The organism is Pseudorhizobium xiangyangii (assembly GCF_020531965.1).
GTDB lineage: Bacteria > Pseudomonadota > Alphaproteobacteria > Rhizobiales > Rhizobiaceae > Neorhizobium > Neorhizobium xiangyangii.
In genome coordinates this window covers 48,873-74,533 of the sequence record NZ_JAJAWH010000005.1, presented here as the reverse complement: position 1 = coordinate 74,533, position 25,661 = coordinate 48,873, and the positions used below count along the sequence as shown (strand labels likewise).

25 protein-coding genes are annotated in these 25,661 nt (G+C 60.9%); 14 read left to right on the top strand and 11 right to left on the bottom strand.

The window, feature by feature from the left end; genetic code table 11:
• Positions 1-12 precede the first annotated feature (12 nt).
• The 4 genes from LH464_RS05830 to rnk form a co-directional block, all read right to left on the bottom strand.
• Positions 13-720: a FadR/GntR family transcriptional regulator gene (locus LH464_RS05830; protein WP_226785430.1), complete on the bottom strand. Its 708-nt coding sequence runs from the start codon at positions 718-720 to the stop codon at positions 13-15.
• A 3-nt stretch (positions 721-723) separates the two neighbouring features.
• Positions 724-1,755: a four-carbon acid sugar kinase family protein gene (locus tag LH464_RS05825; RefSeq protein WP_226785429.1), complete on the bottom strand. Its 1,032-nt coding sequence runs from the start codon at positions 1,753-1,755 to the stop codon at positions 724-726.
• A gap of 264 nt (positions 1,756-2,019) precedes the next feature.
• A complete protein-coding gene (locus LH464_RS05820; protein ID WP_226785428.1) occupies positions 2,020-2,574 on the bottom strand; it encodes a L,D-transpeptidase in 555 nt (184 codons plus the stop codon).
• Positions 2,575-3,000: 426 nt separating this feature from the next.
• Positions 3,001-3,402 (bottom strand): nucleoside diphosphate kinase regulator, encoded by a 402-nt coding sequence (gene rnk / locus LH464_RS05815; RefSeq protein WP_315859590.1) that lies wholly within the window; start codon positions 3,400-3,402, stop codon positions 3,001-3,003.
• Positions 3,403-3,949: 547 nt separating this feature from the next.
• Between rnk and LH464_RS05810 the strand changes: the two genes are divergently transcribed.
• From LH464_RS05810 to LH464_RS05795, 4 genes are all read left to right on the top strand, one after another.
• A complete protein-coding gene (locus LH464_RS05810; protein WP_226785426.1) occupies positions 3,950-4,477 on the top strand; it encodes a dihydrofolate reductase in 528 nt (175 codons plus the stop codon).
• A gap of 131 nt (positions 4,478-4,608) precedes the next feature.
• A complete protein-coding gene (hflK, locus tag LH464_RS05805) occupies positions 4,609-5,718 on the top strand; it encodes an FtsH protease activity modulator HflK (protein ID WP_226785425.1) in 1,110 nt (369 codons plus the stop codon).
• Positions 5,715-6,656, top strand: a complete 942-nt coding sequence (gene hflC / locus LH464_RS05800; RefSeq protein WP_226785424.1) for a protease modulator HflC — start codon at positions 5,715-5,717, stop codon at positions 6,654-6,656. The genes hflK and hflC overlap by 4 nt, the downstream gene beginning before the upstream one ends.
• A 189-nt stretch (positions 6,657-6,845) precedes the next feature.
• Complete coding sequence (locus LH464_RS05795; protein WP_226785423.1) at positions 6,846-8,585, top strand: DegQ family serine endoprotease; 1,740 nt, start codon at positions 6,846-6,848, stop codon at positions 8,583-8,585.
• A gap of 1 nt (position 8,586) precedes the next feature.
• Here the strand turns inward: LH464_RS05795 and LH464_RS05790 are convergent, their stop codons facing one another.
• On the bottom strand, positions 8,587-9,162 hold the full coding sequence (locus LH464_RS05790) for a GNAT family N-acetyltransferase (protein WP_226785422.1): 576 nt from the start codon (positions 9,160-9,162) through the stop codon (positions 8,587-8,589).
• Positions 9,159-10,052 (bottom strand): phosphoserine phosphatase SerB, encoded by an 894-nt coding sequence (gene serB / locus LH464_RS05785; RefSeq protein ID WP_226785421.1) that lies wholly within the window; start codon positions 10,050-10,052, stop codon positions 9,159-9,161. Before serB ends, LH464_RS05790 begins: the two co-directional genes overlap by 4 nt.
• Between serB and miaA the strand changes: the two genes are divergently transcribed.
• Entirely contained in the window at positions 10,053-10,967 is a 915-nt protein-coding gene (miaA, locus tag LH464_RS05780) for a tRNA (adenosine(37)-N6)-dimethylallyltransferase MiaA (protein WP_226785420.1), read from the top strand. It begins immediately after the preceding gene.
• Here miaA and LH464_RS05775 read toward each other — a convergent pair.
• On the bottom strand, positions 10,952-13,000 hold the full coding sequence (locus tag LH464_RS05775) for an ATP-binding protein (protein ID WP_226785419.1): 2,049 nt from the start codon (positions 12,998-13,000) through the stop codon (positions 10,952-10,954). The genes miaA and LH464_RS05775 overlap by 16 nt on opposite strands.
• A 363-nt stretch (positions 13,001-13,363) precedes the next feature.
• Between LH464_RS05775 and LH464_RS05770 the strand changes: the two genes are divergently transcribed.
• Positions 13,364-15,142 carry an acetolactate synthase 3 large subunit gene (locus tag LH464_RS05770; RefSeq protein ID WP_226785418.1) on the top strand — a complete coding sequence of 593 codons (1,779 nt, stop codon included), beginning with the start codon at positions 13,364-13,366 and terminating at the stop codon, positions 15,140-15,142.
• A gap of 47 nt (positions 15,143-15,189) precedes the next feature.
• Positions 15,190-15,762, top strand: coding sequence for an acetolactate synthase small subunit (ilvN, locus tag LH464_RS05765; RefSeq protein WP_226785417.1), 573 nt, complete (start codon positions 15,190-15,192; stop codon positions 15,760-15,762).
• 9 nt (positions 15,763-15,771) lie between these two features.
• Here the strand turns inward: ilvN and LH464_RS05760 are convergent, their stop codons facing one another.
• Positions 15,772-16,620: an aldo/keto reductase gene (locus tag LH464_RS05760; RefSeq protein WP_226785416.1), complete on the bottom strand. Its 849-nt coding sequence runs from the start codon at positions 16,618-16,620 to the stop codon at positions 15,772-15,774.
• A 178-nt stretch (positions 16,621-16,798) separates the two neighbouring features.
• Here LH464_RS05760 and LH464_RS05755 point away from each other — a divergent pair, with 178 nt between their 5' ends.
• From LH464_RS05755 to LH464_RS05740, 4 genes are all read left to right on the top strand, one after another.
• Positions 16,799-17,392 carry a LysE family translocator gene (locus tag LH464_RS05755; RefSeq protein ID WP_226785415.1) on the top strand — a complete coding sequence of 198 codons (594 nt, stop codon included), beginning with the start codon at positions 16,799-16,801 and terminating at the stop codon, positions 17,390-17,392.
• 111 nt (positions 17,393-17,503) lie between these two features.
• Positions 17,504-18,631: an ATP-dependent DNA helicase gene (locus LH464_RS05750; RefSeq protein ID WP_226785414.1), complete on the top strand. Its 1,128-nt coding sequence runs from the start codon at positions 17,504-17,506 to the stop codon at positions 18,629-18,631.
• 102 nt (positions 18,632-18,733) lie between these two features.
• Positions 18,734-19,486 carry a pyridoxine 5'-phosphate synthase gene (locus LH464_RS05745; RefSeq protein ID WP_226785413.1) on the top strand — a complete coding sequence of 251 codons (753 nt, stop codon included), beginning with the start codon at positions 18,734-18,736 and terminating at the stop codon, positions 19,484-19,486.
• Between the two features lie 92 nt (positions 19,487-19,578).
• Complete coding sequence (locus LH464_RS05740) at positions 19,579-20,844, top strand: NAD(P)/FAD-dependent oxidoreductase (protein WP_226785412.1); 1,266 nt, start codon at positions 19,579-19,581, stop codon at positions 20,842-20,844.
• Positions 20,845-20,853: 9 nt separating this feature from the next.
• On the opposite strand, the gene LH464_RS05735 is transcribed toward LH464_RS05740, so the two are convergent.
• A complete protein-coding gene (locus tag LH464_RS05735; RefSeq protein ID WP_226785411.1) occupies positions 20,854-21,570 on the bottom strand; it encodes an aspartate/glutamate racemase family protein in 717 nt (238 codons plus the stop codon).
• 150 nt (positions 21,571-21,720) lie between these two features.
• Here LH464_RS05735 and LH464_RS05730 point away from each other — a divergent pair, with 150 nt between their 5' ends.
• A complete protein-coding gene (locus LH464_RS05730; RefSeq protein WP_226785410.1) occupies positions 21,721-22,185 on the top strand; it encodes an Lrp/AsnC family transcriptional regulator in 465 nt (154 codons plus the stop codon).
• Positions 22,186-22,221: 36 nt separating this feature from the next.
• On the opposite strand, the gene LH464_RS05725 is transcribed toward LH464_RS05730, so the two are convergent.
• Positions 22,222-23,103, bottom strand: coding sequence for an SDR family oxidoreductase (locus LH464_RS05725; RefSeq protein ID WP_226785409.1), 882 nt, complete (start codon positions 23,101-23,103; stop codon positions 22,222-22,224).
• Positions 23,104-23,222: 119 nt separating this feature from the next.
• On the opposite strand from LH464_RS05725, the gene LH464_RS05720 reads away from it, so the two are divergent.
• Positions 23,223-23,639, top strand: a complete 417-nt coding sequence (locus LH464_RS05720) for a winged helix-turn-helix transcriptional regulator (protein WP_226785408.1) — start codon at positions 23,223-23,225, stop codon at positions 23,637-23,639.
• A gap of 54 nt (positions 23,640-23,693) precedes the next feature.
• On the opposite strand, the gene LH464_RS05715 is transcribed toward LH464_RS05720, so the two are convergent.
• Positions 23,694-24,740, bottom strand: coding sequence for an NAD(P)-dependent alcohol dehydrogenase (locus tag LH464_RS05715; RefSeq protein ID WP_226785407.1), 1,047 nt, complete (start codon positions 24,738-24,740; stop codon positions 23,694-23,696).
• Positions 24,741-25,006: 266 nt separating this feature from the next.
• Here LH464_RS05715 and LH464_RS05710 point away from each other — a divergent pair, with 266 nt between their 5' ends.
• Positions 25,007-25,645 carry a TetR/AcrR family transcriptional regulator gene (locus tag LH464_RS05710; protein WP_226785580.1) on the top strand — a complete coding sequence of 213 codons (639 nt, stop codon included), beginning with the start codon at positions 25,007-25,009 and terminating at the stop codon, positions 25,643-25,645.
• Positions 25,646-25,661: the final 16 nt, after the last annotated feature.

Genomic DNA, 25,661 nt, shown 5'->3' with positions numbered 1-25,661 from the left:
TAAGCCGCCTGTTCAATCCCTGCGCGACGTAGGGTAAAGGCGTTCCCGCGATCCGGTCAGGTGGTCATGCATGAGCTGTCGGGCCGCTGATGCGTCACGCGATGCGATAGCGTCGGCAATCGCCTCGTGTTCGGCGAACACCCGCATGAGGCCTGCGGTCTCCCGTTTGACGGAGACGCCGTGGAACTTCATGCCGATGGCGATGTGCTCCTGGAGCGCCTCCATCGCGGTCGAGAAGTAACTGTTCTGCGCGGCCCGCGCGATCGCCAGGTGAAACTGGAAATCCGCATCTTCCCGGTGCGATTGCCGGTTCGTCGCATCGCGCAACAGTTCCAGCGCTCCCCGGATGGCCGAAAGGCTCTCGGCATCGTGGCGGGTGGCTGCGGCGGCGGCTGCCGCGGGCTCGAGCGTCAGGCGGAATTCATAACAGTTCAATAGGTCGGCTACGTTTTCCAACTGTCCGAAGCCAAGGGGTTCCCGCAAGCCAACGGCACGTACGAAGCTTCCGGCGCCGCGCCGTGAGTAGATCAGTCCCTGGTCACGCAGCCGCCGCAAGGCCTCGCGAATGATCGGCCGCGACACTTCGAATTCCGCTGCGAGGTCATGTTCCGTCGGGAGACGCTCATCCGGCCTGTAGGCGCCGGACTTGATGGCGCGAAGCATCCGCTCGAACACGATGTCGGGAAGACCTTTGCGTGATGTCCCAGCTTCCAGTCCCATCTGTCATTCCATCTTTCGGAGGATCATGTTCGTCAACTCAACCAGTGTACCGGATTGCCCGAAGCCGCCCGACTTGGCAATGATGCAATACCCCTGAGAATAAGCGATGCCGAGGCCCGGCAGGCACTCCCCAAGCAGGCGGAATCGCGAGATCCCCATTTTCGACAGCACCGCTTCGGCGGTCGCGCCGCCTGACATGAGCAGTGTTTTGGTGCGTGCGGTAAGCCGCGGATGGACGCTTTCCGCCAGGTTCGCGGACACCTCAGCAGGCGTACAGGGAAAAGCGCCCGATGTCGCCTGAACAAGCGTAAGCGGCAGTTCGTCGTGAATGGCTTGCTGCGTGAGTTCACCATTTTCGGCCGCGCCATATGCAAGCGGATGTATCTGCCTCAGCATCTCTACCTGGGCCAGGGTGATCGGATCGCGCGAACCGATGACAAACAGCGCCGGTCCTTCAGGTATCTCTGCCGGCCGCAAGGCCTCATCACCCGTCATTTGCCGGGCGAGGGCGTCCGCAAGTCCTCGCGCACCGATCAGGAGATCACAGCCGGCGCCCTGCGCAGCTTCAAGGGCTGCGCGCATTTCGGCCTGATCGCCGATATCCGGAATGATACAGCGAGCGGCATGGCGCCCCAGCCTGTCGGCCACCGATATGGGCTCATCCACGCCGAAGCCTTCCAGCCGCCCCGATTTGACGATACGTCCAAAATCGGGAATTGCCGGTGCCGCCAATGCGGACCGAAAAGGGGTTACGTCAAGTTCTGCCGCTATATGTCCCTTGAGCCGGGAGTCGACCTTCTTGAAGAGTATTGTGCCCTGCGGCAGAAGGGACAAGGCCAGCTCCGTCGCCCTTTGCGCGCCATCCTTGTCGAGATCCCTTGAGCCGATATTGACAGTGAGGACGGCCGGTTTCTCCCGCAACGCCTGCGAAACGGCCTCCGGGCGAAGAGCGACCTCCGTGTGGAGGCCTCTGCCGGCGAACGGTGCTGCCGAATCCAGCGCACCTGTCAGGTCGTCCGCAATGATGGCGAGCATAAATCCCGTCCGTTGATGCTGTTGTTATCTTTAATCGATCAAATAGGCCTTGTTTGTCAAGGAACTGAGGGCAGTTGATAACAAATACACTGCTGGATGGGACAACGGTGTCCCTGATGCCTGCCTAACGATGATTATCTTTGCAAAATGTGCGCAGCTGCAGCGCGAGGAGGGGGCGGCGCAGGGACCGGGCAGCCGGTTTTCGCCGTCCTTTCTGTTGGGGGAATTGCTGGTCAAACGTCGCTGGCGAGCCCGATGAAATATTCAGAGAACAACAATACGGGCACCGATGCGAACCCGCTCGTAAAGGTCCATCACGTCCTGGTTGAGAAGCCGGATGCAGCCTGCAGACACGGCCTTGCCGATCGAGGAAGGATCATTCGTGCCGTGTACCCGGTAGTAGGTATCGATGCCGTCCTTCTGGATATAGAGCGCTCGGGCGCCCATAGGGTTGCTAGGCCCTCCGTCGACACCATCCTTGAACCGCCCATAGTGGTCCGGGCTGCGCTGAATCATGCTTTGCGTTGGCGTCCATCGCGGCCATTTGGCCTTCCGGTCGATCATCGCCGTGCCAGTGAAGTTACGGCTGGCGGGCCCCACTGCCACTGTGTAGCGCATCGCCTTGCTATCCGGCATGACGAAGTAGAGGAAGCGGTCCGTCTGATCCACCACGACTGTTCCGGGAGCTTCCGACGTCGAATAGTCAACGACTTGCCTGTGATGGTTCGAGGCCAGCATCTTTGACCCGACTGCCGGCACATGGAAGCCTTGGTCGAACGCCTCGCTGTACATTTTCGCGGGATCGGATGATGTCGCCACGGCGAGTTCCGACGGGGAAGGAGGGGCAGGCAACGACGCGTGGACAGAAGGTTTTTGATCGGTGGCGCAGGCTGAAACTGCTCCTGCAAGTAATATGAGTACGAGGGAGCGGACGCTGATAGAAATAGATGTCATGGCATTTCCCGATGCGCATAGCGCATATCAAACATAACCTCCCTTGGCGGGAGCACCACAAAGGGCGGGCTCAATTGTGGTGGTCCTTCTCGTTCCTGGGGAGAAGTCATCCATATTTCGAAGTTGTTGCGTAGTGGCAACATCGTCGCTTGGCGGTGAACAAGTGTGCCGCCACGCGCCGTGTTGCCCGGCCGGGTGGCCGGGCTCATTGAAGATCAAGGTGGAGTTTTCAGCTTCCAGGTTTCCGGTGGTCCCGAAGCTGCAATGCGGTGGGGGCAAGGCGCCTTCGCCTCAAAATCCGATTTCCGGGATCGCCACTTTTTCCACACGCGTGACGGTCAGGGTATGTTTGCTGTTGTCACGTCCCACCCAGCCAATGGATTGGCCTGGAGAGAGGCCAAGCAGGGCAGCACCGATCGGCGTCATGATGGAGATCAGCGAGCGCTCGATGTCGGCCTCGCCGGGATAAACCACGGTGACCGTCCTCGTATGCCCGGCGTCGGTATCGTACGTAACGGTGGAGCCCATCTGCACAATGTCAGACCTTGTTTGTTCGTCCGGTATCACCTGAGCTCGATCGAGCTCGGTGAGCAGCTCTTCTGCAACATCGAGCTGGGCTCCCGACGCAGACTGAGCGAGCCGGGTCAATCGAGTGAAGTCAGATTCGCTGACAATGATTGATGGCTTGTCCACGGGACTCGTCACCATTTTGTATACCTCGCATGCGCATCACGGGGATGCATTTGGGTTGTTCAGGGGGATGTCGCGCAGGTGAAAGTTCACGTAGTACCCGTCGCCCGAGATCCAGCGCGCGACGCGATAGGATCCGGGTTAATGTCCTGCGATAGGACGTACTCCGAAGAGTCCAAGGAGGTTCCGGTACGTGTTCATGGGCCGAGCATCGGACGCCGCTCATCGAAAGTCAAGTCCGGGCACAAGAGGCAACCATGGGCGAACCGGGGCGCCGCTCAACCGTCTCGTCCCTTGGATCCCGGTATTTGAAAGCGATAAAGCAAGCGTTCGCCTGGACAGCGAGGAAGATGTAATGGCGTTCTTTCGGGCAATGGTTCGGCCCGAGGCAGCGGCGGCATAATCCGGAAACGGAGCTTGCGCCCAATCCCCGGATGTTCTTGACGAACCGAGAGCGGCAGTTGAAACATGGAATCCTTCAGAACAATTGGTGCCGAATGATGAGAAACACACACGCTTTCGTCCCTGCGCACGGCGCGTTGATCGCGGTATGACGGTACCTGTCTCCATTGTAGTCGCAGTTTCCGAAAATGGTGTGATCGGCCGTGAGGGCGACATGCCGTGGAAGCTTTCCACTGACCTCAAGCGGTTCAAGGCTCTGACGATGGGAAAGCCCGTTGTCGTCGGTCGCAAGACGCTTCAATCATTCGGTGGCAAGCCTTTGCCGGGCCGGCCGCACGTCGTGGTGACCCGTGATGCGAACTTCGTCCTGGAGGGTGCCACGACAGCGGGTTCGATAAAGGAGGGGTTGGAGACGGCGCAACGCATCGCAGCGGAGACCGGTGCGGCGGAGGTCTGCATCATCGGCGGCGGCGAGATCTACAGCCAGGCGATGGACGCGGCTGACATCCTCTACGTTACGCATGTCGAGACCGCTATCGAGGACGGCGATACATTTTTTCCCGTGATCGATCCGGCAGTTTTCGAGATTCGCGAGGAAACGCATGTCGGCGCGGGCGAAAAGGACAGTTTTCCGACTCGATTTGCCGTTTACGGCCGCCGGCCAGCGGCAAATTGAAATATTTCGTTACCAAACATCCCGAAGTTGCTGAGCCAACGTTGAAAGGCCCCGCCCGCATCCCTATAACGGGCAGATAAACCGGGGGAGCGTCGCTTCCAGGCGGTGGAGTGACAAACGAAGAGGTTTTGATGCCCTGGAGCAATCAGAATGGCGGCGGCGGCCCGTGGGGCGGCGGCGGCGGTGGTGGAAACAATCAAGGCCCCTGGGGTGGCGGTTCGAACCGTCCTAAGGGCGGTGGTGGCAGCGGAAGCGGCGGCCCCCCGGACCTTGAGGACATCATCCGGAAAAGCCAGGATCGCCTGCGAGGCATTGTTCCCGGCGGCTTCAACGGTGGTGCCGTCGTCCTCGTTATCCTGGCAATCGTTGGCTTCCTGGCCATCCAGTCGGTGTATACCGTGCAGCCGGATGAGCGCGGCGTCGAACTTCGTTTCGGCCTTCCGAAGGAAGACATCTCGATGCCTGGCCTTCACTTCCATCTCTGGCCCTTAGAGACCGTCGAGATCGTGAAGGTAACCGAGCAGCAGCAGAATGTCGGTGCATCCGGCAGCGCACAGTCCTCTGCGGGGCTGATGCTCTCCGGCGACCAGAACATCGTCAACGTGCAGTTCTCGGTACTTTATACCGTGAGCGACCCCAAGGCGTATCTCTTCAACCTGGAAAGCCCGGCTGCGACCCTGCAGCAGGTTGCCGAAAGCGCGATGCGTGAAGTCGTCGGTCGCCGTCCGGCACAGGACATCTTCCGCGATAACCGTGAAGACATCTCCACGGAAGTGCGCGCGATTATCCAGGGGACCATGGACGCCTACGGCTCCGGAATCTCCATCAACGCCGTCCCGATTGAAGACGCCGCACCGCCACGCGAAGTAGCCGATGCGTTCGAAGAAGTGCAGCGCGCCGAGCAGGACGAGGACCGCTTCGTCGAGGAGGCCAACCAGTACGCCAACCAGAAGCTTGGTCAGGCTCGCGGTCAGGCCGCACAGCTTCGCGAAGAAGCCGCCGCGTACAAGGATCGGGTCGTCAACGAAGCAGAGGGTGAGGCGAAGCGTTTCATCTCGATCTACGAGGAATATACGACGGCGCCTGAAGTGACGCGCCAGCGCGTCTTCATCGAGACCATGGAGACGGTCCTGAAAAATTCCAACAAGATCATCATCGACGAGAAGCAGGGCGTTGTACCTTACCTGCCGCTCAACGAGATCAACCGACCGTCCGCTCAGCAGCAGGGAGGCACGCAATGATTTCCAATCGTCTCCCAGCCCTTCTGATCGGGCTCGCGGTCATTCTCTTCCTCGTCTATTCGTCGGTCTTCGTCGTCAACGAGCGGGAGCAGGCAATCGTCGTCCGCTTCGGTGAGATCCAGGACGTCAAGACGGAGCCTGGCCTCTACTTCAAGTTGCCGTTTGCATTCATGGATGCCGACCGGGTTCAGTATGTCGAGGACCGGGCGCTTCGCTTCGACCTCGACGACATTCGTGTCCAGGTTCGCGGTGGCGCATTCTACGAAGTTGATGCTTTCGTGGTCTACGAGATCAGCGATCCTCGTCGCTTCCGGGAAACCGTTTCCGGTGACCGCGAAGCTGCAGAAGCCCGTCTTCGCACACGTCTCGATGCGGCACTTCGCCGGGTCTACGGTCTGCGCAACTTCGACGCCGCCTTGTCTGACGAACGTTCGCAGATGATGCAGGAAGTGAATGCACAGCTGCGCGACGCTGCGGATTCGCTCGGTCTCGCCATTCGCGATGTCCGTATTCGTCGTACGGACCTGACGCAGGAAGTCTCGCAGCAGACCTTCGAGCGGATGAAGGCTGAGCGTTTGGCCGAGGCTGAATTGATCAGAGCCCGCGGTAACGAACTGGGCCAGACCCGTCGCGCTATCGCCGACCGCCAGGTCGTGGAGTTCGTCTCCGCTGCCCAGCGGGACTCGGAAATCATCCGAGGCGAAGGCGACGCCATGCGGACGAAGATCTTCGGCGAGGCCTTTGGTCGCGACCCGAGCTTCTTCGAGTTCTACCGTTCGATGCGGGCCTATGTGTCTTCGCTGGCTGACCAGGGTACAACCATGGTGCTGTCGCCAGACTCGCCGTTCTTCAAGTACCTGAACGATCCGACGATTACTCCGCCTGGAGCTGCCGCCGGCGAAACGGTCGCCCCGGCTGCACCGGCCAGCGGCAACTAAGACAAGACAACCAAGACAAAGAGGCGGCTTCGGCCGCCTCTTTCCGTTTCGGGGGGCGATCGGGCTCAGTGCTGCTCCTCACGAAAAGGTAAGTCACCAGTCTTCATTCCGCCCTATCTTGCGGCGACACTCCGCGCTATCTCAATTGTGCGGCCCCAGGAGGCTGGGCATTCTATCATTGGAGACCAGATGGCTCAGACGGTTCTATCGTCCCTGAAACGTTCCGTGGCAGTATTGACTGTCATTGCCATGGCTGGCAGCGCGCAGGCTCAAACGACAACGCCGCCGCCCGTAGGCATCGCGCCGCTTAACCCGCAGACGGATCAGGAACCGCCTCCTCCTCCCTCAGAGGTGGACCCTGTGCCGCCAGCGGCCGCACAGGGCAACGTGCTAAATGATGCTCAAGACTACGCCCAGGGCGTCGCACCGGAAGGCATGTTGCCGGCTCCGCCGAGTACTGCTCCCACCGTGACCGCCCAGCCGGCACCGGGACCGCTCACTGCGTCGGGACCTGCATCCGTGGCCGATTTGGCGGAAGGGCTTCTGGACGCGGTGGTCAACATCTCGACTTCGCAAAGCGTCGAAAATCCGGGTGCCGGGCCGCAGCCGCCGCAGACCCCCGACGGTTCGCCCTTCGAAGAATTCTTCGACGAATATTTCGACGGCGAGGGCGGAAAGGGCGGTAGCCAGAAGGTCAACTCTCTCGGTTCCGGGTTCGTCATCGACCCCTCCGGCTTCGTCGTGACGAATAACCACGTCATCGAGGATGCCGATGATATCGAGGTGATCTTCCCGGACGGCAGCAAGCTCAAGGCGACGCTCGTCGGAACCGACCCGAAGACCGACCTTTCGGTGCTCAAGGTGGAGCCGAAGGCGCCGCTGAAGGCGGTCCGATTCGGCGATAGCCGTCAGATGCGCATCGGCGACTGGGTGATGGCGATCGGCAATCCCTTCGGGCTTGGCGGCTCGCTGACGGTCGGGATCATCTCGGCGCGCGGGCGCAACATCAATGCCGGTCCCTACGACAATTTCATCCAGACGGATGCGGCAATCAACAAGGGCAATTCCGGCGGACCGCTGTTCAACATGAGGGGCGAGGTCATCGGCATCAACACCGCGATCATCTCGCCGTCCGGCGGTTCGATCGGTATCGGCTTTGCTGTGCCGACGGAACTGGCGGAGAACATCGTCAACCAGCTGATCGAGTTCGGTGAGACCCGTCGCGGGTGGCTGGGCGTGCGTATACAGCCTGTTACGGACGAGGTGGCAGAGAGCCTGGGGCTGGACAGCGCCCACGGCGCGCTTGTGTCGGGTGTGGTCAAGGGTGGCCCCGTCGATGACGGCTCCATCCGGGCCGGCGACGTGATCCTGACCTTCGATGGTAATCCTGTGCGCGAGATGCGGGATCTGCCGCGCGTCGTTGCGGAAAGTCCCGTCGGCAAGGCGGTGGATGTCGTCGTTCTGCGGGATGGCAAGAAACAAACGGTCAAGGTGACGCTCGGCCGGCTTGAAGACAGCGCTGCGGAAGCGGAAGACGAGACCGAGGAAACCACGACACCGGAAGGCGAGGAACAGACGCCAGACGACGGTCAGCAGTCAGAAGAACAGAACGGCGAACAGCAGCAGGAGCCGGCGACGGCGCTGGGCATGACGGTTGCGCCTCTGGACGAAGGTCAGCGAAAGACGTTCAGCATTGCCGAGAGCGTCGAGGGCGTCGTGATCACCGCCGTCGAGGCGAACTCCGCAGCCGCTGAGAAGGGCTTGAAGCCGGGAGACGTGATCGTCGAGGTGGCGCAGGATTTCGTCGACAGCCCGACGGCAGTCAAGGAGCGTGTCGATGCGCTGAAGTCTGAAGGCCGGCGCAATGCGCACATGATGATCGCCGATCCGACCGGCGCATTGCGCTTCGTGGCGGTGCCTATCGAATAGATCAGGCGGTTGTTACGCGGCTGGAGACAGCCGCGTAAACTACATGCCGCTTCAAGAGCGGGTGGGTGTCAGGCACGCGGGGATGGTCGAAATCCATCTGCGGGCAGGGCTTCATGCCGATCCGCTGCATGACTGCGGTCGAGCGCCGGTTATGCTCGACGGCGAAGGCGAGCACGGCCTGGATGGATTTCTCGTCGAACGCGAAGTCGAGGAGGGCGCCGGCCGCCTCCGTCACATAGCCTTTGCCCCAGAAGCGGGTGGCGAGCCTCCAGCCGATCTCCACTGTCTCCTTCGGGAATATTTCCGGCATGTTGGCGAGCGACAGGCCGCAGAAGCCGATGGGTTCGGCCGTTTCCGTCAACTCGAGCGCGTAGAATCCGAGGCCGGTTTCTCGGATCGAGCCGTTGAGCTTGTCGAGGAGCGCGTCCGATTCCGCGTGGCTGCGCCGGAAGGGGAAGTACTCCATGACCTTCGGATCGGCGTTGATCTCGCGGAAGAGATCGCGGTCGGCGTCAACCCAGCTGCGGATAAGAAGGCGTTCCGTTTCGAGGATGATCCGGGGGGTGCCCAGTGTCATGGGGTGACGAAATCCGACTTGCGGTATCCCTGGATGTAGAGAAGTGCGGTCAGGTCGCCGTTGTCGATGCGCATCCGCGCCTGGGCCGCGACAGTCGGCTTGGCGTGCAGCGCTACGCCGGATCCCGCAAGCTGGATCATGCCAAGGTCGTTGGCGCCATCGCCGACGGCCATCACTTCGTCGGTCGAGATGCCGAGTTTCGCAGAAATGTCCGTCACGGCATCGACCTTGGCCTGTTTGCCGAGAATCGGTTCTGCCACTTCACCCGTCAGGATGCCGTTATCGTCGGCAAGGAGGATGTTGGCGCGGTTCTCGTGGAAACCGAGATTCGCGGCGATCGGGTTGGTGAAGACCGTAAAGCCGCCGGAGACCAGAGCGGTGTAAAAGCCCTTCGACTTCATCGTGGCGATGAGTTCCGGTCCGCCGGAGGTGAGCGTGATGCGCTTGGCGATGACGTCATCGACGACGGAAAGCGGCAGGCCCTTCAAGAGGGCGACCCGCTCGCGCAGTGCGGGCTCGAACGCGATCTCGCCGTTCATGGCCCGCGCGGTGATTGTGGCAACCTGGTCCTTGAGGCCGACGACATCGGCAAGTTCGTCGATGCATTCCTGGCCGATCATGGTCGAATCCATGTCTGCGATCAGGAATTTCTTGCGGCGTGTTTCCGCCTCCTGAATGATGAGATCGACGGGCTTTCCCGCAATGACAGCCTGGAGGTTGGCTTCCGCCGCCTGAACGTCGGCGTCGTCGCGCAGGACGATATCGCACGCGATTCCGTCCGCCAGCCAGTAAAGACCACCGGCATTCACGGCTTCAGCAGCGCTTTCACCGAGGGACGACGTGAGGACAGGATTTGACGGATGGGCAATGAGCGTGGCAACGAAAGCCATATGAACGACCTTGCAAGAGACTATGATGCGATCCTGATAACGGGACCGACCGCCAGCGGCAAGTCGGCACTGGCCTTGCGGCTTGCTGCCGAGGCAGGCGGCGCCGTGATCAATGCTGACAGCATGCAGGTCTATGACACGCTCCGCGTCCTGACGGCGCGCCCGTCAGAAGAGGAGATGGAAGGCCTCCCGCATCACCTCTACGGCCATGTGCCGGCCACGCGCGCCCATTCGACCGGCGAGTGGTTGCGCGACGTCTCGGCACTGCTGCCCCGTCTTCGGGCGGAAGGCAGGCTGCCGATCTTCGTCGGCGGCACAGGCCTCTATTTCAAGGCTTTGACCGGCGGACTGTCGGACATGCCGGAGATATCGCAGGATATCCGCTGCCACGTCCGTCTCAGAATGAAGGAAGAAGGCGCCGCGACGCTGCATGCGGAATTGGCGGCGCGCGACCCGGGCGTTGCCGCCATGCTTCAGCCATCGGACGGGCAGAGGATCGTGCGGGCGCTTGAAGTCCTGGAAGAGACCGGCCACTCGATTGCGCACTTTCAGGGAAAGCCTGGGCCGATGGTGATCGATCCGGCCAATGCGCGAAAGTTTGTCGTTCTTCCCGATAGGAACGTCCTGCGCGACAGGATCGGCCGACGCTTCGAATCGATGTTCGACAGTGGTGCGGTCGAGGAGGTGAAATTGCTGGTGTCCCAGAATCCCAATCCGGACGTGCCGGCGATGAAGGCGATTGGCGTCACCCAGATTTCGGATATGCTCGAAGGTCGCATGACACCGCAGGAGGTCGTCGAGCGGGCATCGGCGCTGACCCGGCAATATGCCAAGCGGCAGATGACATGGTTCCGCAACCAGATGGATGACACCTGGGTGCGGATCGATCCGAGCAAGCCTTACCCCTTGTCGTAGAGGCTGCTCAGCGGCTTTTTCAGGAGAGTGTCGCGCAACGAGCCTTCGCGGCGCAGTGGCTGCGGCGGGTGAATGCCACTTTCGCCTCCGAACGCACGATAGGCAGGCTGCTGCCGCTCAGTTGGATTTTCCCGGGCCAGTGCGGCAGACGGCGCAAATGTGGAGGCCGGGCTCGAGCGAGGCAGCATGTCGGGGCGATAAGGCTCCGGTGATCCGGCGCCCGTTGTGAGCGAGGGCTCGTTGACGCTACGGGCCCAGCGATCCAGATCGCTGTCGCCGCAGACGTCCGGTGTGTCTTCACTGCCCGCGGAACCCATCGTGTCGAAAAATTCGGATTGCTCGTAGCCCTGCTTGAACGCGTTGATATCGGGGCCAGTCACCGAGCGCATGCGCGCCACGATGTTGCGGAGGTCGATCGTATCCGGTGTTTCTTCGGAGCCCTTGTCGAGTACGCCATGTGCTTTCGGAAGGTGCTTGTCTTCAACCCGGGCAAACTGCAGGCGCATGGGCACCGAAATTGCCTCGCCGAACGCGATCGCTTCTCCATTGCCGAGCGACGACAGGAAGCTCAGCGTCGAGATGGAAGAGTTGGGAATGGCGGAGCGGATGATTTCCTGGTCGCGATCGTTCGCGAGCCGCATGGCAAACAGGGTAGAGCACTGCGAGAGGATTGTCTGGTCGAGCTCGCCCGGGCGCTGGGTGATAATCCCGAGCGATACGCCGTATTTGCGACCCTCCTTCGCTATCCTCGATATGGCCTGCCGCGTCGGGAAAAAGCCTCGCTCGGAATCGGCGGGAACGTAGCGGTGGGCTTCCTCGCAGACGACGAGCATATGGATGGCGCCATTGCTCCACAGTGCGAGTTCGAAGGCCATGCGGCATAGAATGGAGGCAACCGAGTTGACGACCTCGGAAGGGATGCCGGCCAGCTGGAATGTGCATATCGGTCTATCTCCGCCCGGGATGCGGAAGATATGCGCGATGGTCTCCATGATCGTGTCTTGGATCGTATTGTTGGAGAACATGAAGTGATAGCGCGGGTCGTTGATGGCCGAAATGATCCGCATCTTCAGCGAACGCAGGACCGGTTTCTCGCCACGGCCTTCCAGGCGGCCGATGCGCTCGTCGATCAGTGCCAGCAGGTCCGCCATGCGATAGGGCACAGGCGTGTCTGCGGTGATCGAGCTTTTCTCGGTCGTCCGGCGCATCAGGCTCGAATCCCCGCCGCGGAAGGCGCGCTTGGCCTCCGGAATCAGGTCGCGAAGGATGTCCAGTTCATCGGCGATCGCCACCCGGCCGCGGTAGAGGACTTCCGTAAACTCCTCGAGCTTCATCAGCCAGAACGGCAGGTCCAGGGTTTCTGTGTCGATGACGACCGAGTGATCGGGGAAGGCAGCAGCAAACTCGTTGTGCGGGTCAAGGATGAGCACACGCAGCTTCGGATCGGATTCTATCGCCTTGTGGAGGATGAGTGAGACGGCTGTCGATTTGCCGACCCCCGTCGATCCGACGATCGCGAAATGCTTCGACAGCATCGAAGGGACGTGGATCGCCGCATCGATGCTCTTGTCCTGCGTGAGCTTGCCGATGACGCAGGTGTCATTCTTGCCGGCGTCGTAGATGCGCAAAAGGTCAGAGGAGCGAATGCGGTGGGCGATGGCTCCGAGGTACGGATAGTGGGAAATGCCGCTGGAGAATTCCTCACGGCCGTCGGGGCCGACGCGAACTTCGCCCAGAAGCTCAGCTTCAATCCGGAAGTCATTGTTTTCCTGATCGGCCCAGGTGTCCGATTCCGTCTTTATGGCATAGGCGAGCGCCACGACCCGGTTCCTGCCGACGGTGATCGAGATCAGGCGGCCGACGGACCAGAGCTCCGTGAGATTGGTTTCGCCTTTCTCGGCAACGGCTGCAATCGTCGCACGTGCGCCGTTGCAGGCGACGACGCGGCCCAGCATGCGATTTCCGGGCTTATCAGTGTCGCGGCGGTCATGCTCGCCAGCCGATACGGAACGGTGCAGGTCGTTGTTGAGCAAAGTGTCGCCTCATCATCAGGTTGGCGGAAGCGTTTGCGGACCTCTCAGACCGCTGACCTGCCAAAACAGTAGCGCAGCCGGTTTAATAAGTGGTGTAGCGGTGCCGCGGAGATGTGGAGCCGGCGCATGCGCCATTGTCGGTAATTTTTGGTACAAGTTGCGTTGACTGTACGCAATTATCTGTCTAACACTCATTCCCATGAAGATTTCGAACGCACTTATTGTGGTGGGAGCGCGCATGGGCAGGATGGTTTAACCATCCGGCGTTAGCCACCCATGCGCGGAAAGACAGGCTCCTCAAAGGGGCCTTTTTTTATGCCTCGATCACGGTAAAGCAGACATCAGCAGCGAATGGACTGGGACATGACGGATAGCAACAATCAGATGACGGGCGCGGAGATCGTTCTGAGGGCGCTGAAGGACAACGGGGTGGAGCATATCTTCGGATATCCGGGTGGTGCTGTCCTGCCGATCTATGATGAGATCTTCCAGCAGGACGATATCCAGCACATCCTCGTGCGCCACGAGCAGGGCGCAGGACATGCTGCCGAGGGCTATGCGCGCTCCACCGGCAAGGTCGGGGTCATGTTGGTCACCTCCGGTCCGGGTGCCACCAATGCAGTGACGCCGCTGCAGGACGCGCTGATGGATTCAGTTCCTCTCGTCTGCATCTCCGGTCAGGTTCCAACCACGCTGATCGGCTCTGACGCCTTCCAGGAATGCGATACCGTCGGGATCACCCGTCCCTGCACCAAGCACAACTGGCTGGTGAAGGACGTGAACGAACTGGCGGGAGTCATCCACGAGGCCTTCAGGATCGCCCAGACGGGTCGTCCGGGACCGGTCGTCGTCGATGTCCCGAAGGACATCCAGTTCGCGACCGGAACCTATACGCCGCCCGGCGAGACACCGGTAAACAGCAGCTACAAGCCGGTGGTGCAGGGCGATATCAAGGCGATCCAGGCTGCGATCGAATTGATGGCGACGGCCCGTCGACCTGTCTTCTACACGGGTGGCGGTGTCGTCAATTCCGGTCCGGAGGCTTCGCGCCTGCTGCGGGAACTGGTGGAACTGACGGGCTTTCCGATCACGTCGACGTTGATGGGTCTCGGAACCTACCCCGCATCGGGTAAGAACTGGCTCGGTATGCTTGGCATGCACGGTTCCTACGAAGCAAACATGGCGATGCACGATTGCGACGTCATGGTGTGCATCGGCGCGCGCTTCGACGACCGCATCACCGGCCGGTTGAACGCGTTTTCGCCGAATTCTCACAAGATCCACGTCGATATCGATCCGTCTTCGATCAACAAGAATGTTCGCGTCGACGTGCCGATCATCGGCGATGTCGGCCAGGTTATGGAGGACATGGTTCGTCTGTGGCGGGCGCTGCCCAAGAAGCCGGAAAAGAGCCAGACGCAGGAGTGGTGGAGCAATATCGAGCGTTGGCGCGCACGCAACTCCTTCGCCTACAAGCCATCCAGTGACGTGATCATGCCGCAATACGCCATCCAGCGGCTCTATGAACTGTCGAAGGGCAGGGACACGTACATCACCACCGAAGTCGGCCAGCACCAGATGTGGGCGGCGCAGTTCTTCGGTTTCGAGGAGCCTCACCACTGGCTGACCTCGGGTGGTCTCGGTACCATGGGTTACGGCCTGCCTGCTGCCATCGGCGTTCAGGTTGCGCATCCGGAAGCCCTGGTTATCGACATTGCCGGAGATGCCTCAATCCAGATGTGCATTCAGGAAATGTCCTGCGCCATCCAGCACAATCTGCCGGTCAAGATTTTCATCCTGAACAACCAGTACATGGGGATGGTCCGCCAGTGGCAGCAGTTGCTCCACGGCAACCGCCTGTCTAACTCCTACACCGAGGCGATGCCGGATTTCGTTAAGCTTGCTGAAGCCTACGGCGCAGTCGGCATATATTGCGACAAGCCCGCGGAATTGGATGGCAAGATCGAGGAGATGATCGCGGTGAACAGGCCGGTCATCTTCGACTGCCGTGTTGCAAACCTCGCCAACTGCTTTCCGATGATCCCGTCCGGCAAGGCGCATAACGAGATGCTGTTGCCTGACGAGGCTACCGACGAAGCAGTTGCCAATGCCATAGATGCCAGGGGTCGGCAGCTCGTCTGATCGAGCCGTCTTGTTGAAGCAAATCCTGAATTAACGGACACAAAGCAATGAATGCCCATCAACAACCGACCGGCTCCGCCTACTTCATCACGCCGGAAACCGCCAAGGCGGAAAACCATACGCTTTCGGTTCTCGTCAGCAATGAGCCGGGCGTGCTCGCTCGCGTCATCGGCCTCTTTTCCGGCCGGGGCTACAATATCGAAAGCCTGACCGTATCCGAGACCGAGCACGAAGCGCACCTTTCGCGCATCACCATCGTCACGCGCGGCACGCCGTCCGTTCTGGAGCAGATCAAGGCGCAACTGGAGCGGATCGTGCCGGTGCACCGGGTGGTGGACCTGACGGTCCGCGCCAAGGACCTGGGACAGGAACGGCCGATCGAACGGGAAGTTGCCCTGATCAAGGTCGTCGGTTCCGGCGAACATCGTGCAGAAACGCTGCGTCTGGCCGACGCCTTCCAGGCCAAGGTGGTCGACGCGACGGTCGAGCATTTCGTCCTGGAGATCACCGGCAAGTCGTCGAAGATCGACCAGTTCGTGGCGATCCTCAAGCCGCTCGGCCTGATCGAGATCTGCCGCACGGGCATCGCCGCGATGAATCGCGGCCCGCAGGGCATGTAAGTCGAAGGTCTAGATCATCTCCAGCGGTATCGACTGGTTGGGTGGCGGGAAGGCGGCGTCCAGGGCGTCGAGATCCTCGTCCGTCAGCTCGATCGATGCCGCCTGGCGGTTCTCGGTGACCCGTTCGGGGCGAGACGATTTCGGGATGGCGATCACGCCGTCCCGCTCCAGGAGGAAGGCCAGCGCGATCTGTGCCGGCGTCGCCTGATAGGCCTCGGCGATGTGGATCAGCGCGTCGTTGCGGGCAAGGCGGCCCTGTTCGATAGGAGAATAGGCCATGACCGCAATGCCGCGCTCCTGGCACCATGGCAATAGGTCGTATTCGATACCGCGGCGGGAGAGGTTGTAGAGCACCTGATTGACGGCGCAGTTGATGCCATCGGGCAGCGCCAGAAGCTCCTCCATGTCGCCGAGGTCGAAGTTCGATACCCCCCAGGCGCCGATCTTTCCCTGCCGGCGAAGCTCCTCGAAGGCACCGACCGTCTCCTCCAGCGAATGCTCGCCACGCCAGTGAAGGAGATAGAGGTCGATATGGTCCGTCTTCATCCGCCTCAGGCTGCGTTCGCAGGCGGCGATCGTGCCTTCATGGCTGGCGTTCCAGGGGTAGACCTTGCTGACGAGAAAGAGGTCCTGCCGGCGTCCCTCTATGGCCTGCCCGACAATTTCCTCGGCTGCGCCTTCGCCATACATCTCGGCCGTATCGATGAGCGTCAGGCCGATGTCGATGCCGTGCTTCAGCGCATCGGTCTCCTTTTCGGCCAGCCGGCGATCCTCTCCCATCTGCCATGTGCCGAGGCCCAGCGCAGGCAGGGAGACGCCGTTTCTAAGGGTGACTGTGGGAAGAGTGTCGTCAGTCATGAAGTCGCTTCCGGATTTGCAAGGGTCGAGAATAGATAAGGCGTACCGGCAAGCTGCCAAGGCCGCTTGATGAGGCCCGGATTTGGGCCTAAACCTGTCCTGCGTCATCCGCCAAAACTAGTGGCACTGAACGAGATGGCGTTGTTGACAATCAAACTATTGCCGTCTGGGAGACTTCATGCCGCTGGACACATTTCTGGCTTTGGTCCTGTTCGCCTTTACGACCTCGATAACGCCCGGACCGAACAACATGATGCTGTTTGCCTCCGGTGTGAACTTTGGGTTTCGCCGCACCATTCCGCACATGCTGGGGATCGGCGTCGGGTTCCTGTCGCTGTTGATAGGGGTCGGGCTGGGGCTCGGCGCGCTGATGCAGAGCGTGCCGCTGGTCTATACGGTGCTGAAGTTCGCCGGCGGCGCCTATCTGGTCTGGATTGCCTGGAAGATCGGCACCTCGCGCAGCCTTTCGGAAGGAAGTGCGGGTGCCAGACCGATGACCTTCCTCGGCGCGGCGGCCTTTCAGTGGGTCAATCCCAAGGCATGGGTCATGGCCGTCACCGCGATGGCGACCTACACAAATCCCGCCTATTACATCCCGACGGTCCTTCTCGTCGGCGTTGCCTTCGCGTTGGTGAACCTGCCGAGTGTCTCCACCTGGGCCGGCTTCGGTTCGGCACTTCGCGACTGGCTATCGGTGCCGGTGCGTTTGAAATGGTTCAACATCACAATGGCCCTGTTGCTCGTGATCAGCCTCTGGCCGATGCTGAGATAACCCGTATTCATTCCTCTGCGACGAAGTGATTGACCGGACAAGCTGTTCACGAAAGTCATATTTTCTGCATTTGTTCTTGCCGCAGGTCCTCGAATCCTGCCAAGAGAGGGGATGCAATTTGCACCGCAACAGGATGAGGCCCTTCAAGCCGTTTCACGCTGGCTGAAGGACGGACGCCAGCAGGTTTTCAGGCTGTTTGGCTATGCCGGCACCGGCAAGACGACGCTCGCCAAGTATTTCGCGGAGCATGTCGACGGCGACGTGCTGTTCGCCGCCTTCACCGGCAAGGCGGCACAGGTGCTACGATCGCGTGGCGCGAAGAATGCCAGGACGATCCATTCCCTGATCTATCGGCCACGCGGCGAGGAAGAGGTTGAGAACGAGGAGACGGGCAAGACGTCCGTCTCGCCGATGTTCTCCATCAACCGCCAGAGCCCGCTGGCAAAGGCTGCGCTGATCGTGATCGACGAGTGCTCGATGGTTGACGAGCAGCTCGGTCGCGACGTGATGAGCTTCGGCACGCCGATCCTGGTGCTCGGCGACCCCGGACAGCTTCCACCGGTTACGGGCGGCGGTTTCTTCACCGAGCAGGAGCCCGACTATCTCCTGACCGATATCCATCGGCAGGCGCGTGACAACCCGATCATCCAGCTTGCGATGAACGTCCGCGAAGGCAACGAGATCATGCACGGCGACTACGGTACCGCCAAGGTGATTTCGCGCCACGACGTGAACCAGGAGCTGGTGCTCGAGGCCGACCAGGTGCTGGTCGGCACCAACAAGACGCGAAAGCGCTACAATCACCGGCTTCGCGAACTGAAGGGTTTTGCAACGGAATATCCGCAGTCCGGCGACAAGCTGGTCTGCCTGCGCAATGATCCGGCCAAGGGCCTGCTCAACGGCTCGCTCTGGCAGGTGATGAGTTCTTCCAGGGAAACGGTGAAGCCGGGCATCAACCTGATGATCCGACCGGAAGACGACGACATGGATCGCGGTGCTGCGAAGATCAAGCTGCTGAAGCAGTCCTTCGAGAATGTCGACGGCGAAATCCCCTGGTCGACGCGCAAGCGATACGACGAGTTCGATTACGGCTATGCGCTTACCGTGCACAAGGCGCAGGGCTCGCAGTGGAACAATGTTGTATTGTTCGACGAGAGCTGGGCGTTTCGCGATACCCGCGAGCGCTGGCTCTATACGGCGATTACCCGTGCGGCGGAGACGCTGACCATCGTTCGGTAAGCGTCTCATCAAAAGTTTCAATGGTTGGAGTTGCGAAAGCGGTTGGCCTTCGAGGCGAGCTTGGACTAAGCAGGGAACATCGTTTTACACGGACGGCTCGCCATGCCCACCAAGCTTTCGGTCAACATCAATGCCATCGCCATGCTGCGCAACCGTCGCGACCTGCCGTGGCCGAGCCTCGAGCATCTGGGCCGCATTGCGCTGCAGGCGGGTGCCAGCGGCCTAACGGTGCATCCGCGGCCCGACCAGCGGCATGTCCGCTTTTCCGATCTGCCGGTCATCCGGGCACTGATCGATGACGAATTCCCGCAGGCGGAGTTCAACATCGAAGGCTATCCGAGCGAGGATTTTCTGGAACTTTGCGAGCGTGCCGAGCCGGAGCAGGTGACGCTGGTCCCGGACGATCCCGCACAGGCAACGTCGGATCACGGTTTCGACTTTCGCGCTCAGGGCGAGATGCTGAAGCCCATCGTCGCGCGGCTTAAGGCGAGGGGCATGCGTGTCTCGCTGTTCGCTGACGGTGACGGTGACGTGGAGGCGGTCAGGCTGGCAAAGGCCACGGGTGCCGACAGGATAGAGCTCTATACCGGCCCCTATGGCGGCTGCTTCGATCATACGGAGCGCGCTGTGGGGATCATCGAGAAGCTCGGGCGGACGGCGGATGCCGCCCATGCCGAGGGTCTTGGCGTCAATGCCGGGCACGACCTGACGGTTGCCAACCTGCCGGCTCTGGTGAAGCGTATTCCTTCTCTCGCGGAAGTCTCGATCGGGCACGGCCTGACTGCGGATGCTCTCGAATTTGGGATGGCGGAGACGGTGCGGCGCTTCCGCCGCGCCTGCGGCCAGGAAATCTGACGCCGTTTCAAGAGTTGACGAATGCCAAGACAGATCAATGTTGCACACCTGCAGCATGAGTTGCCGGCCATTCTCGTTCAGGAAGCATCGTTGTGGGAAAGCATAAGGTCGTCGTCGTCGGAGGGGGATTCGGGGGTCTCCAGCTCGTGCATGGACTTGACGGCGCCGATGTCGAAATCACGCTGATCGACCGCCGCAACCACCATCTCTTCCAGCCGCTTCTCTATCAGGTCGCGACCACCGTTCTTGCAACATCCGAAATCGCCTGGCCGATCCGGCGGCTGTACCGCGACCGCAAGGAGGTGACCACGCTGCTGAATGAGGTTGTGGGCGTTGATCGGGGTACGAAGACGGTTACCTTGAGGTCCGGCCAGTCCGTCCCCTATGATACGCTGGTTCTCGCCACTGGCGCTCGTCACGCCTATTTCGGAAGGGACGAATGGGAGGACGTAGCACCCGGCCTGAAGACGCTCGAGGATGCGACCACGATCCGCCGTCGCGTGCTGCTTGCCTTCGAGCAGGCGGAATCTGCGGTGAAAACCTCCGAACTCGACGCGCTGCTGACTTTCGTGATCATCGGGGCCGGACCAACCGGGGTCGAGCTGGCCGGCATGATTGCGGAACTGGCCAATGCCATCCTGCCGCCGGAATTCCGCAAGATTGACACGACCCGAACTCGCGTCCTGCTGGTTGAAGCCGGCCCGCGTGTCCTGCCTACATTCTCCGAGGATCTGTCGGCCTATGCCAAGGCATCGTTGGAGAAACTTGGTGTCGAAGTGCGCCTGGGGCAGCCGGTCACGGCGATCAGCGAGGAGGGCGTCACGATCGGTGACAGCTTCGTCGCCTGCCGGACAGTCATATGGGCCGCCGGCGTGCAGGCATCACCGGCCGCCAAGTGGCTCGACGTGCCGGCGGATCGTGCCGGTCGGGCGATTGTGAAATCCGATCTCACGATCGAAGGGGACGAGAATGTCTTCGTCATCGGCGACACCGCACTCGTGATGCAAGACGACGGCAAGCCGGTGCCGGGTATCGCCCCGGCGGCCAAGCAACAGGGCGCCTATGTGGCAAAAGTGATCCGCTCGCGGCTCGGCGGCAAGGCGGCGCCTGGCCCGTTCCGCTACCGGCATCAGGGGAGCCTTGCCACCATCGGCAAGCGGGCGGCGGTCATCGACTTCGGCCGGATCAAGCTGAAGGGCGGCCTTGCCTGGTGGATATGGGGACTGGCTCACATCTACTTCCTGATCGGCACCCGGTCACGGCTTGCAGTGGCGTGGAGCTGGCTGTGGATCTATCTGTCCGGGCAGCACAGCGCACGCCTGATTACCCAGAAGGAGACGCTCAAGAGCGAGCGTTGACCCCTGCATTTACTCGGCAGCGAGCAGGCCTTCCTGACGCGCCAACGCAAATTCCACCGCGGCGCGCGCATGGACCGTGGTCGAATCGATGCCGGGGAGTGGCAGGTCCTGAGGGTCGAGCAGCATGCATATTTCGGTGCAGCCGAGGATAATGCTGTCGGCACCCGCAGCTTTTGCTACTTCGATCAGTGCGATGGCCGTGTCACGCGAGGCGTCGCGAACGATACCGGCGCAAAGCTCGTCGAATATGATGTCGTGCATTGCGCCGCGGCCCTCGCCATCTGGGACCATGACGTCTATGCCGAACGTCCGCATGCGCTCGGCATAAAAGCCGTGCTCCATCGTGTAGCGCGTCGCCAGCAGGAGGGGGCGCTTGAGCCCTCGGTCGAGAAGAGCGGCGGCCGTCTCGTCGATGATATGAATCAGAGGTACCGATACGCCTGCCGCGACGTCCGGGGCGATCAGGTGCATGGTGTTGGTGCAGATCAGCACGCAGTCCGCGCCGGCGTCTTCCAGGCGCCTGGCGCTCTCCGTCAGGGTTTCGGCCGCGAGGTCCCAGCGACCGGCCTTTTGCAGCGCGACGATCTCGGCGAAGTTAACGGAATGAAGGACGACGTCTGCGGAGGCCAGGCCGCCCAGGCGTTCGCGGACCAGCTCGTTGATGATTCGGTAGTAGACCGCTGTGCTTTCGAAGCTCATGCCGCCAATCAGGCCAATCGTCTTCATGTCTTTTTCCTTCTGCAGTTGGAGGAAATGATAACGCGGACCGGCAGTGGATTGCATGCGTTTGCGGTTGCCAGAGAAATGATTCGCGCACGTCGATTGCATGAAAATGGCATATCGTGCAGTTTCAATTCGAGAACGGAGACAATTGTGATGCTTGACGAGCGTGATCGCCGAATCCTCGATTTATTGCAGAAGGACGCCACGTTGCCGGTGGCCGAGGTGGCGGATCAGGTGGCGCTGTCGGCCTCTGCCTGTTCGCGGCGGATTCAGAAGCTGGAGGAGGCGGGCTACGTCGAACGGCGCATCGCGGTGCTTGATCGCGAACGCATCGGCGTGCCGACGACCGTGTTCGCGCTGATAAAGACGGCGCACCATTCGGATGACTGGATCGAGAGTTTCCGCAAGGCGATCAGCGATATAGGCGAGATCGTCGAGGCGCATCGCCTGACCGGCAGTTACGACTACATCCTCAAGGTGGTGCTGCCCCGGGTCGAGCACTATGATGTCGTCTATCGCCGCCTTGTGAAACGGATCGAGCTTTTCGACGTATCCGCCTTCATTTCCATGGAAATCCTGAAGAGCGGACACGCGTTGCCGGTCGATTACGCAGAATAGGCCGTGCGGACGCCTGAATAGGCGCCCGCGTTGGGTTCAGGAAAATCTGGAGCGATGCTCCGTAAGAAAGTTCCTGAGGGTTTGCGGCTCGGCGCCTGTCAGCGTCTCGAAATCGTCGGTGACAAGGTCGAAATTGCCTGCGCGAATGTTGGCGTCGGCGGAGACCAGCATCGAGACGACGAAGTCGGGAAGGCCTGCGGCCCTTATCCCCTGCGCCAGTTGCTCGTCCGAAACGGGGACCACAGAAAGCGGCTTGCCAGTGACTTCCGATAGCAGTGCGGCGATCTCGGATGCGGCGAGGGCTTGCGGCCCGGTGAGCGTGAGCGTCTGGTTTCCGGCTGGTGGATTGGTGAGCGCGACCGCTGCGGCCTTTGCGCAGTCATCTCTCGAGATGTTCGACACTCTGCCATCGCCCATCGCGGTGAACCATTGACCGGATGCGAGATTGTGCGGCATCGAAGCGAAGTAGTTGTCGGAATACCATGCGTTGCGCAGGATCGTGTAATTCAGCCCGCTAGCCTTGATCGCCTCTTCGGTTCCAAGGTGATCCGGAGCGAAGCTGACAAGAGAGCGGTCAGGGTTTGGCATCGAGGTGTAGACGAGGTGCTTTACGCCGGCCTCAACGGCTGCCGCCACGGCATTCCGATGCTGCGTGATACGTTTGCCGGGGGAGGCCAGTTCGTCGGTGGAAATGATAAGGACGCGGTCCAGACCGGTGAATGCGTTTACCAAGCTTTCGTAATCGTCGAAGTCGGCCTTGCGGGCTTCGATACCACGAGCTGTAAGCTCGGCGAGCTTCGACGGATCGCGGCTCCCAGCTACGAGTTCAGCCGGTGCGGCCCCTTTTGTCTCCAGAAGGTGACGTAGAACGGCACGTCCGAGATGGCCGTTGGCGCCGGTAACGAACAATCTTGTCATTAGTCTTCTCCAGATCTTCTAGTATGGTCTCAAAAAGAGACTAGCACTATAAAAGGATTTGACGAGGATCTGTAAAGAAGGCAGGTTTCCGGGAGATTGTTACCAAAAGGGAACCACCCATGACCGCAGCGGCGCACAGCCAATCGGCTTCCTTTAGTGCGAATAACGATGGCGAGCGGAGTGATTGGGACGCAGGCAATTGCCCGGTGCGTGACGTGATGAACCAGATTTCCGGAAAGTGGTCGACCCTGCTGTTCGAGGCACTGGCGGCAAAGCCGCATCGGTTCGGCGAGTTGCGGAGGATGGTGCCGGATATTTCGCAGCGTATGCTGACGCAGACGCTGCGCGACCTGCAGCGGGACGGCTATATCGAGCGGACGGTGTTTCCGACGAAGCCGCCGAGCGTCGAGTATCGGATGACGCCGCTCGGCAGTTCGCTGTTCGAGCCACTGTCGAAGGTCCTGGAATGGGCTGCCGCCAATCACGCTTCCATCAAGGACGCGCGGAAGGTGTACGACGAGAGCGGGCTGGCGTGAACGGAAAAGGGCGACCGAAGCGGCCGCCCTTTGTGCTTTCGTTGATGCCGGTCGTCAGGCCGCCAGCGACGCCATGTCGATGACGAAACGGTAGCGGACGTCGCTCTTCAGGACGCGCTCATAGGCTTCGTTGACCTGCTGTATGTTGATCGTCTCAATCTCGGAGACGATGTCGTTCTCGCCGCAGAAGTCCAGCATTTCCTGGGTTTCCTTGATCGAGCCTATCGTCGAGCCGGAAATGCTCTTGCGGCCGGGAATGAGGGAGAATGCGTGGACCGGCACCGGATGTTCCGGGGCGCCGACGACGACCATGGTCCCGTCGATCTTCAGGAGCCCGAGATACTGGTTCCAGTCGATGGCGACGCCGACCGTGCAGATGATCAGATCGAATGTGCCGGCCAGCTTCGTGAAGGTTTCGGCGTCGCTGGTCGCATAATATTCCCTGGCGCCGAGCTTCAGGCCGTCGTCCTTCTTGGACAATGTCTGGGAGAGGACGGTGATATCCGCGCCCATCGCCGCGCCGAGCTTGACGCCCATATGGCCGAGCCCACCCATGCCGACGATTGCGACCTTCTTGCCGGGGCCGGCATTCCAGTGGCGCAGCGGCGAATAGAGCGTGATGCCGGCGCATAGCAGCGGGGCGGACGCGTCGAGCGGCAGGTTTTCCGGGATCGACAGGACATAGTCTTGCTTGACGACGATATGGTCGGAATAGCCGCCCTGGGTCGCCGTCTTGCCGTCAGCCTCGACGCTGTTGTAGGTCAGGACCAGACCCGGCATGTACTGCTCGCGGTCGAGGTCGCGGCTGGCGCAGCCGACGCAGCTATCGACGAAGCAACCGACGCCGACGCGGTCGCCGACTTTGAATTTCGTAACCTTCGAGCCGATGGCAGTCACGATGCCGGCGATCTCGTGGCCGGGAACGATCGGGTAGACGGCGTTGTGCCACTCGTTGCGGACGGTGTGGATGTCCGAATGGCAAATGCCGGCAAACTTGATGTCGATAACGACGTCGTCGTCATTCGGCTCGCGCCGTTCGAACGTGAAGGGTGTTAGAGGTTTGGATGCGTCGGTAGCGGCATAGCCTCTCGCGATTGCCATGAACAGCTCCATTCGTTTTGTGGGTGCGGGGAATTGGACAAATGGGACTATGCCAGCAAGAGGCAAGGGTCACTAGACCGATCCCGCGAGGTTCTTGCACGATCCTGCGAAATGCCTCGTTGAGGCGTATCCGGCGGCACGAGCAAGGATGCCACACATTGCAAATTCCACTTGACGGGCCGCGTAGGTTTCACCTAGAAGGATCACGAACCGTACCGTACGGTACCTACTTGGGGGCTATTGCAGTGATCGCTGACGCGAGCCAGATGCCGGATTTCACGCCGCGCCAGAACGAGGTTCTGGAGCAGGCGCTGCGTCTTTTGGTGGAGGGCGGGGACAAGGCGTTGACGACCTCCGGTCTGGCGCGCGCTGCCAACTGCTCCAAGGAAAGCCTCTACAAGTGGTTCGGCGACCGGGATGGGCTGCTGGCGGCCATGATTGCGCACCAGGCAAGCAAGGTGCGGACGTTCGAGCGCGGCAAGGAGCGGCTGACCGCCGAGAGCCTGCATGACCACCTCGAGCTTTTTGCCCGCGATCTTCTGGAAGTCCTCTCGGGCGACGTATCGCTCGCGCTCAACCGACTGGCGATCGGCCAGTCCAGCCGTGACGGATCCAAGCTCGGCAAGCTGCTCGTCGAGCACGGGCGACGCCAGATCGACCGGCGTGCAATGGCGCTGATCGATTCCGGCAAGCGCGCAGGCCTTTTGCGTTTCGACGACGCCGATGGTGCCTATCACACGCTTTACGGCCTGATCGTTTCCGACCTGCATGTGCGCATGCTGCTTGGCGAACCCGGCCTCAAGGACAATGCGCGCCAGGCGGAGAAGGCGGTTGCCGCCTTCCTGACGCTTCATGGCACGCGGCAGGAATCGGGGGAGACGCTACGCTTCTCCTCCGGAAGATGAATACCAGCAACAACGA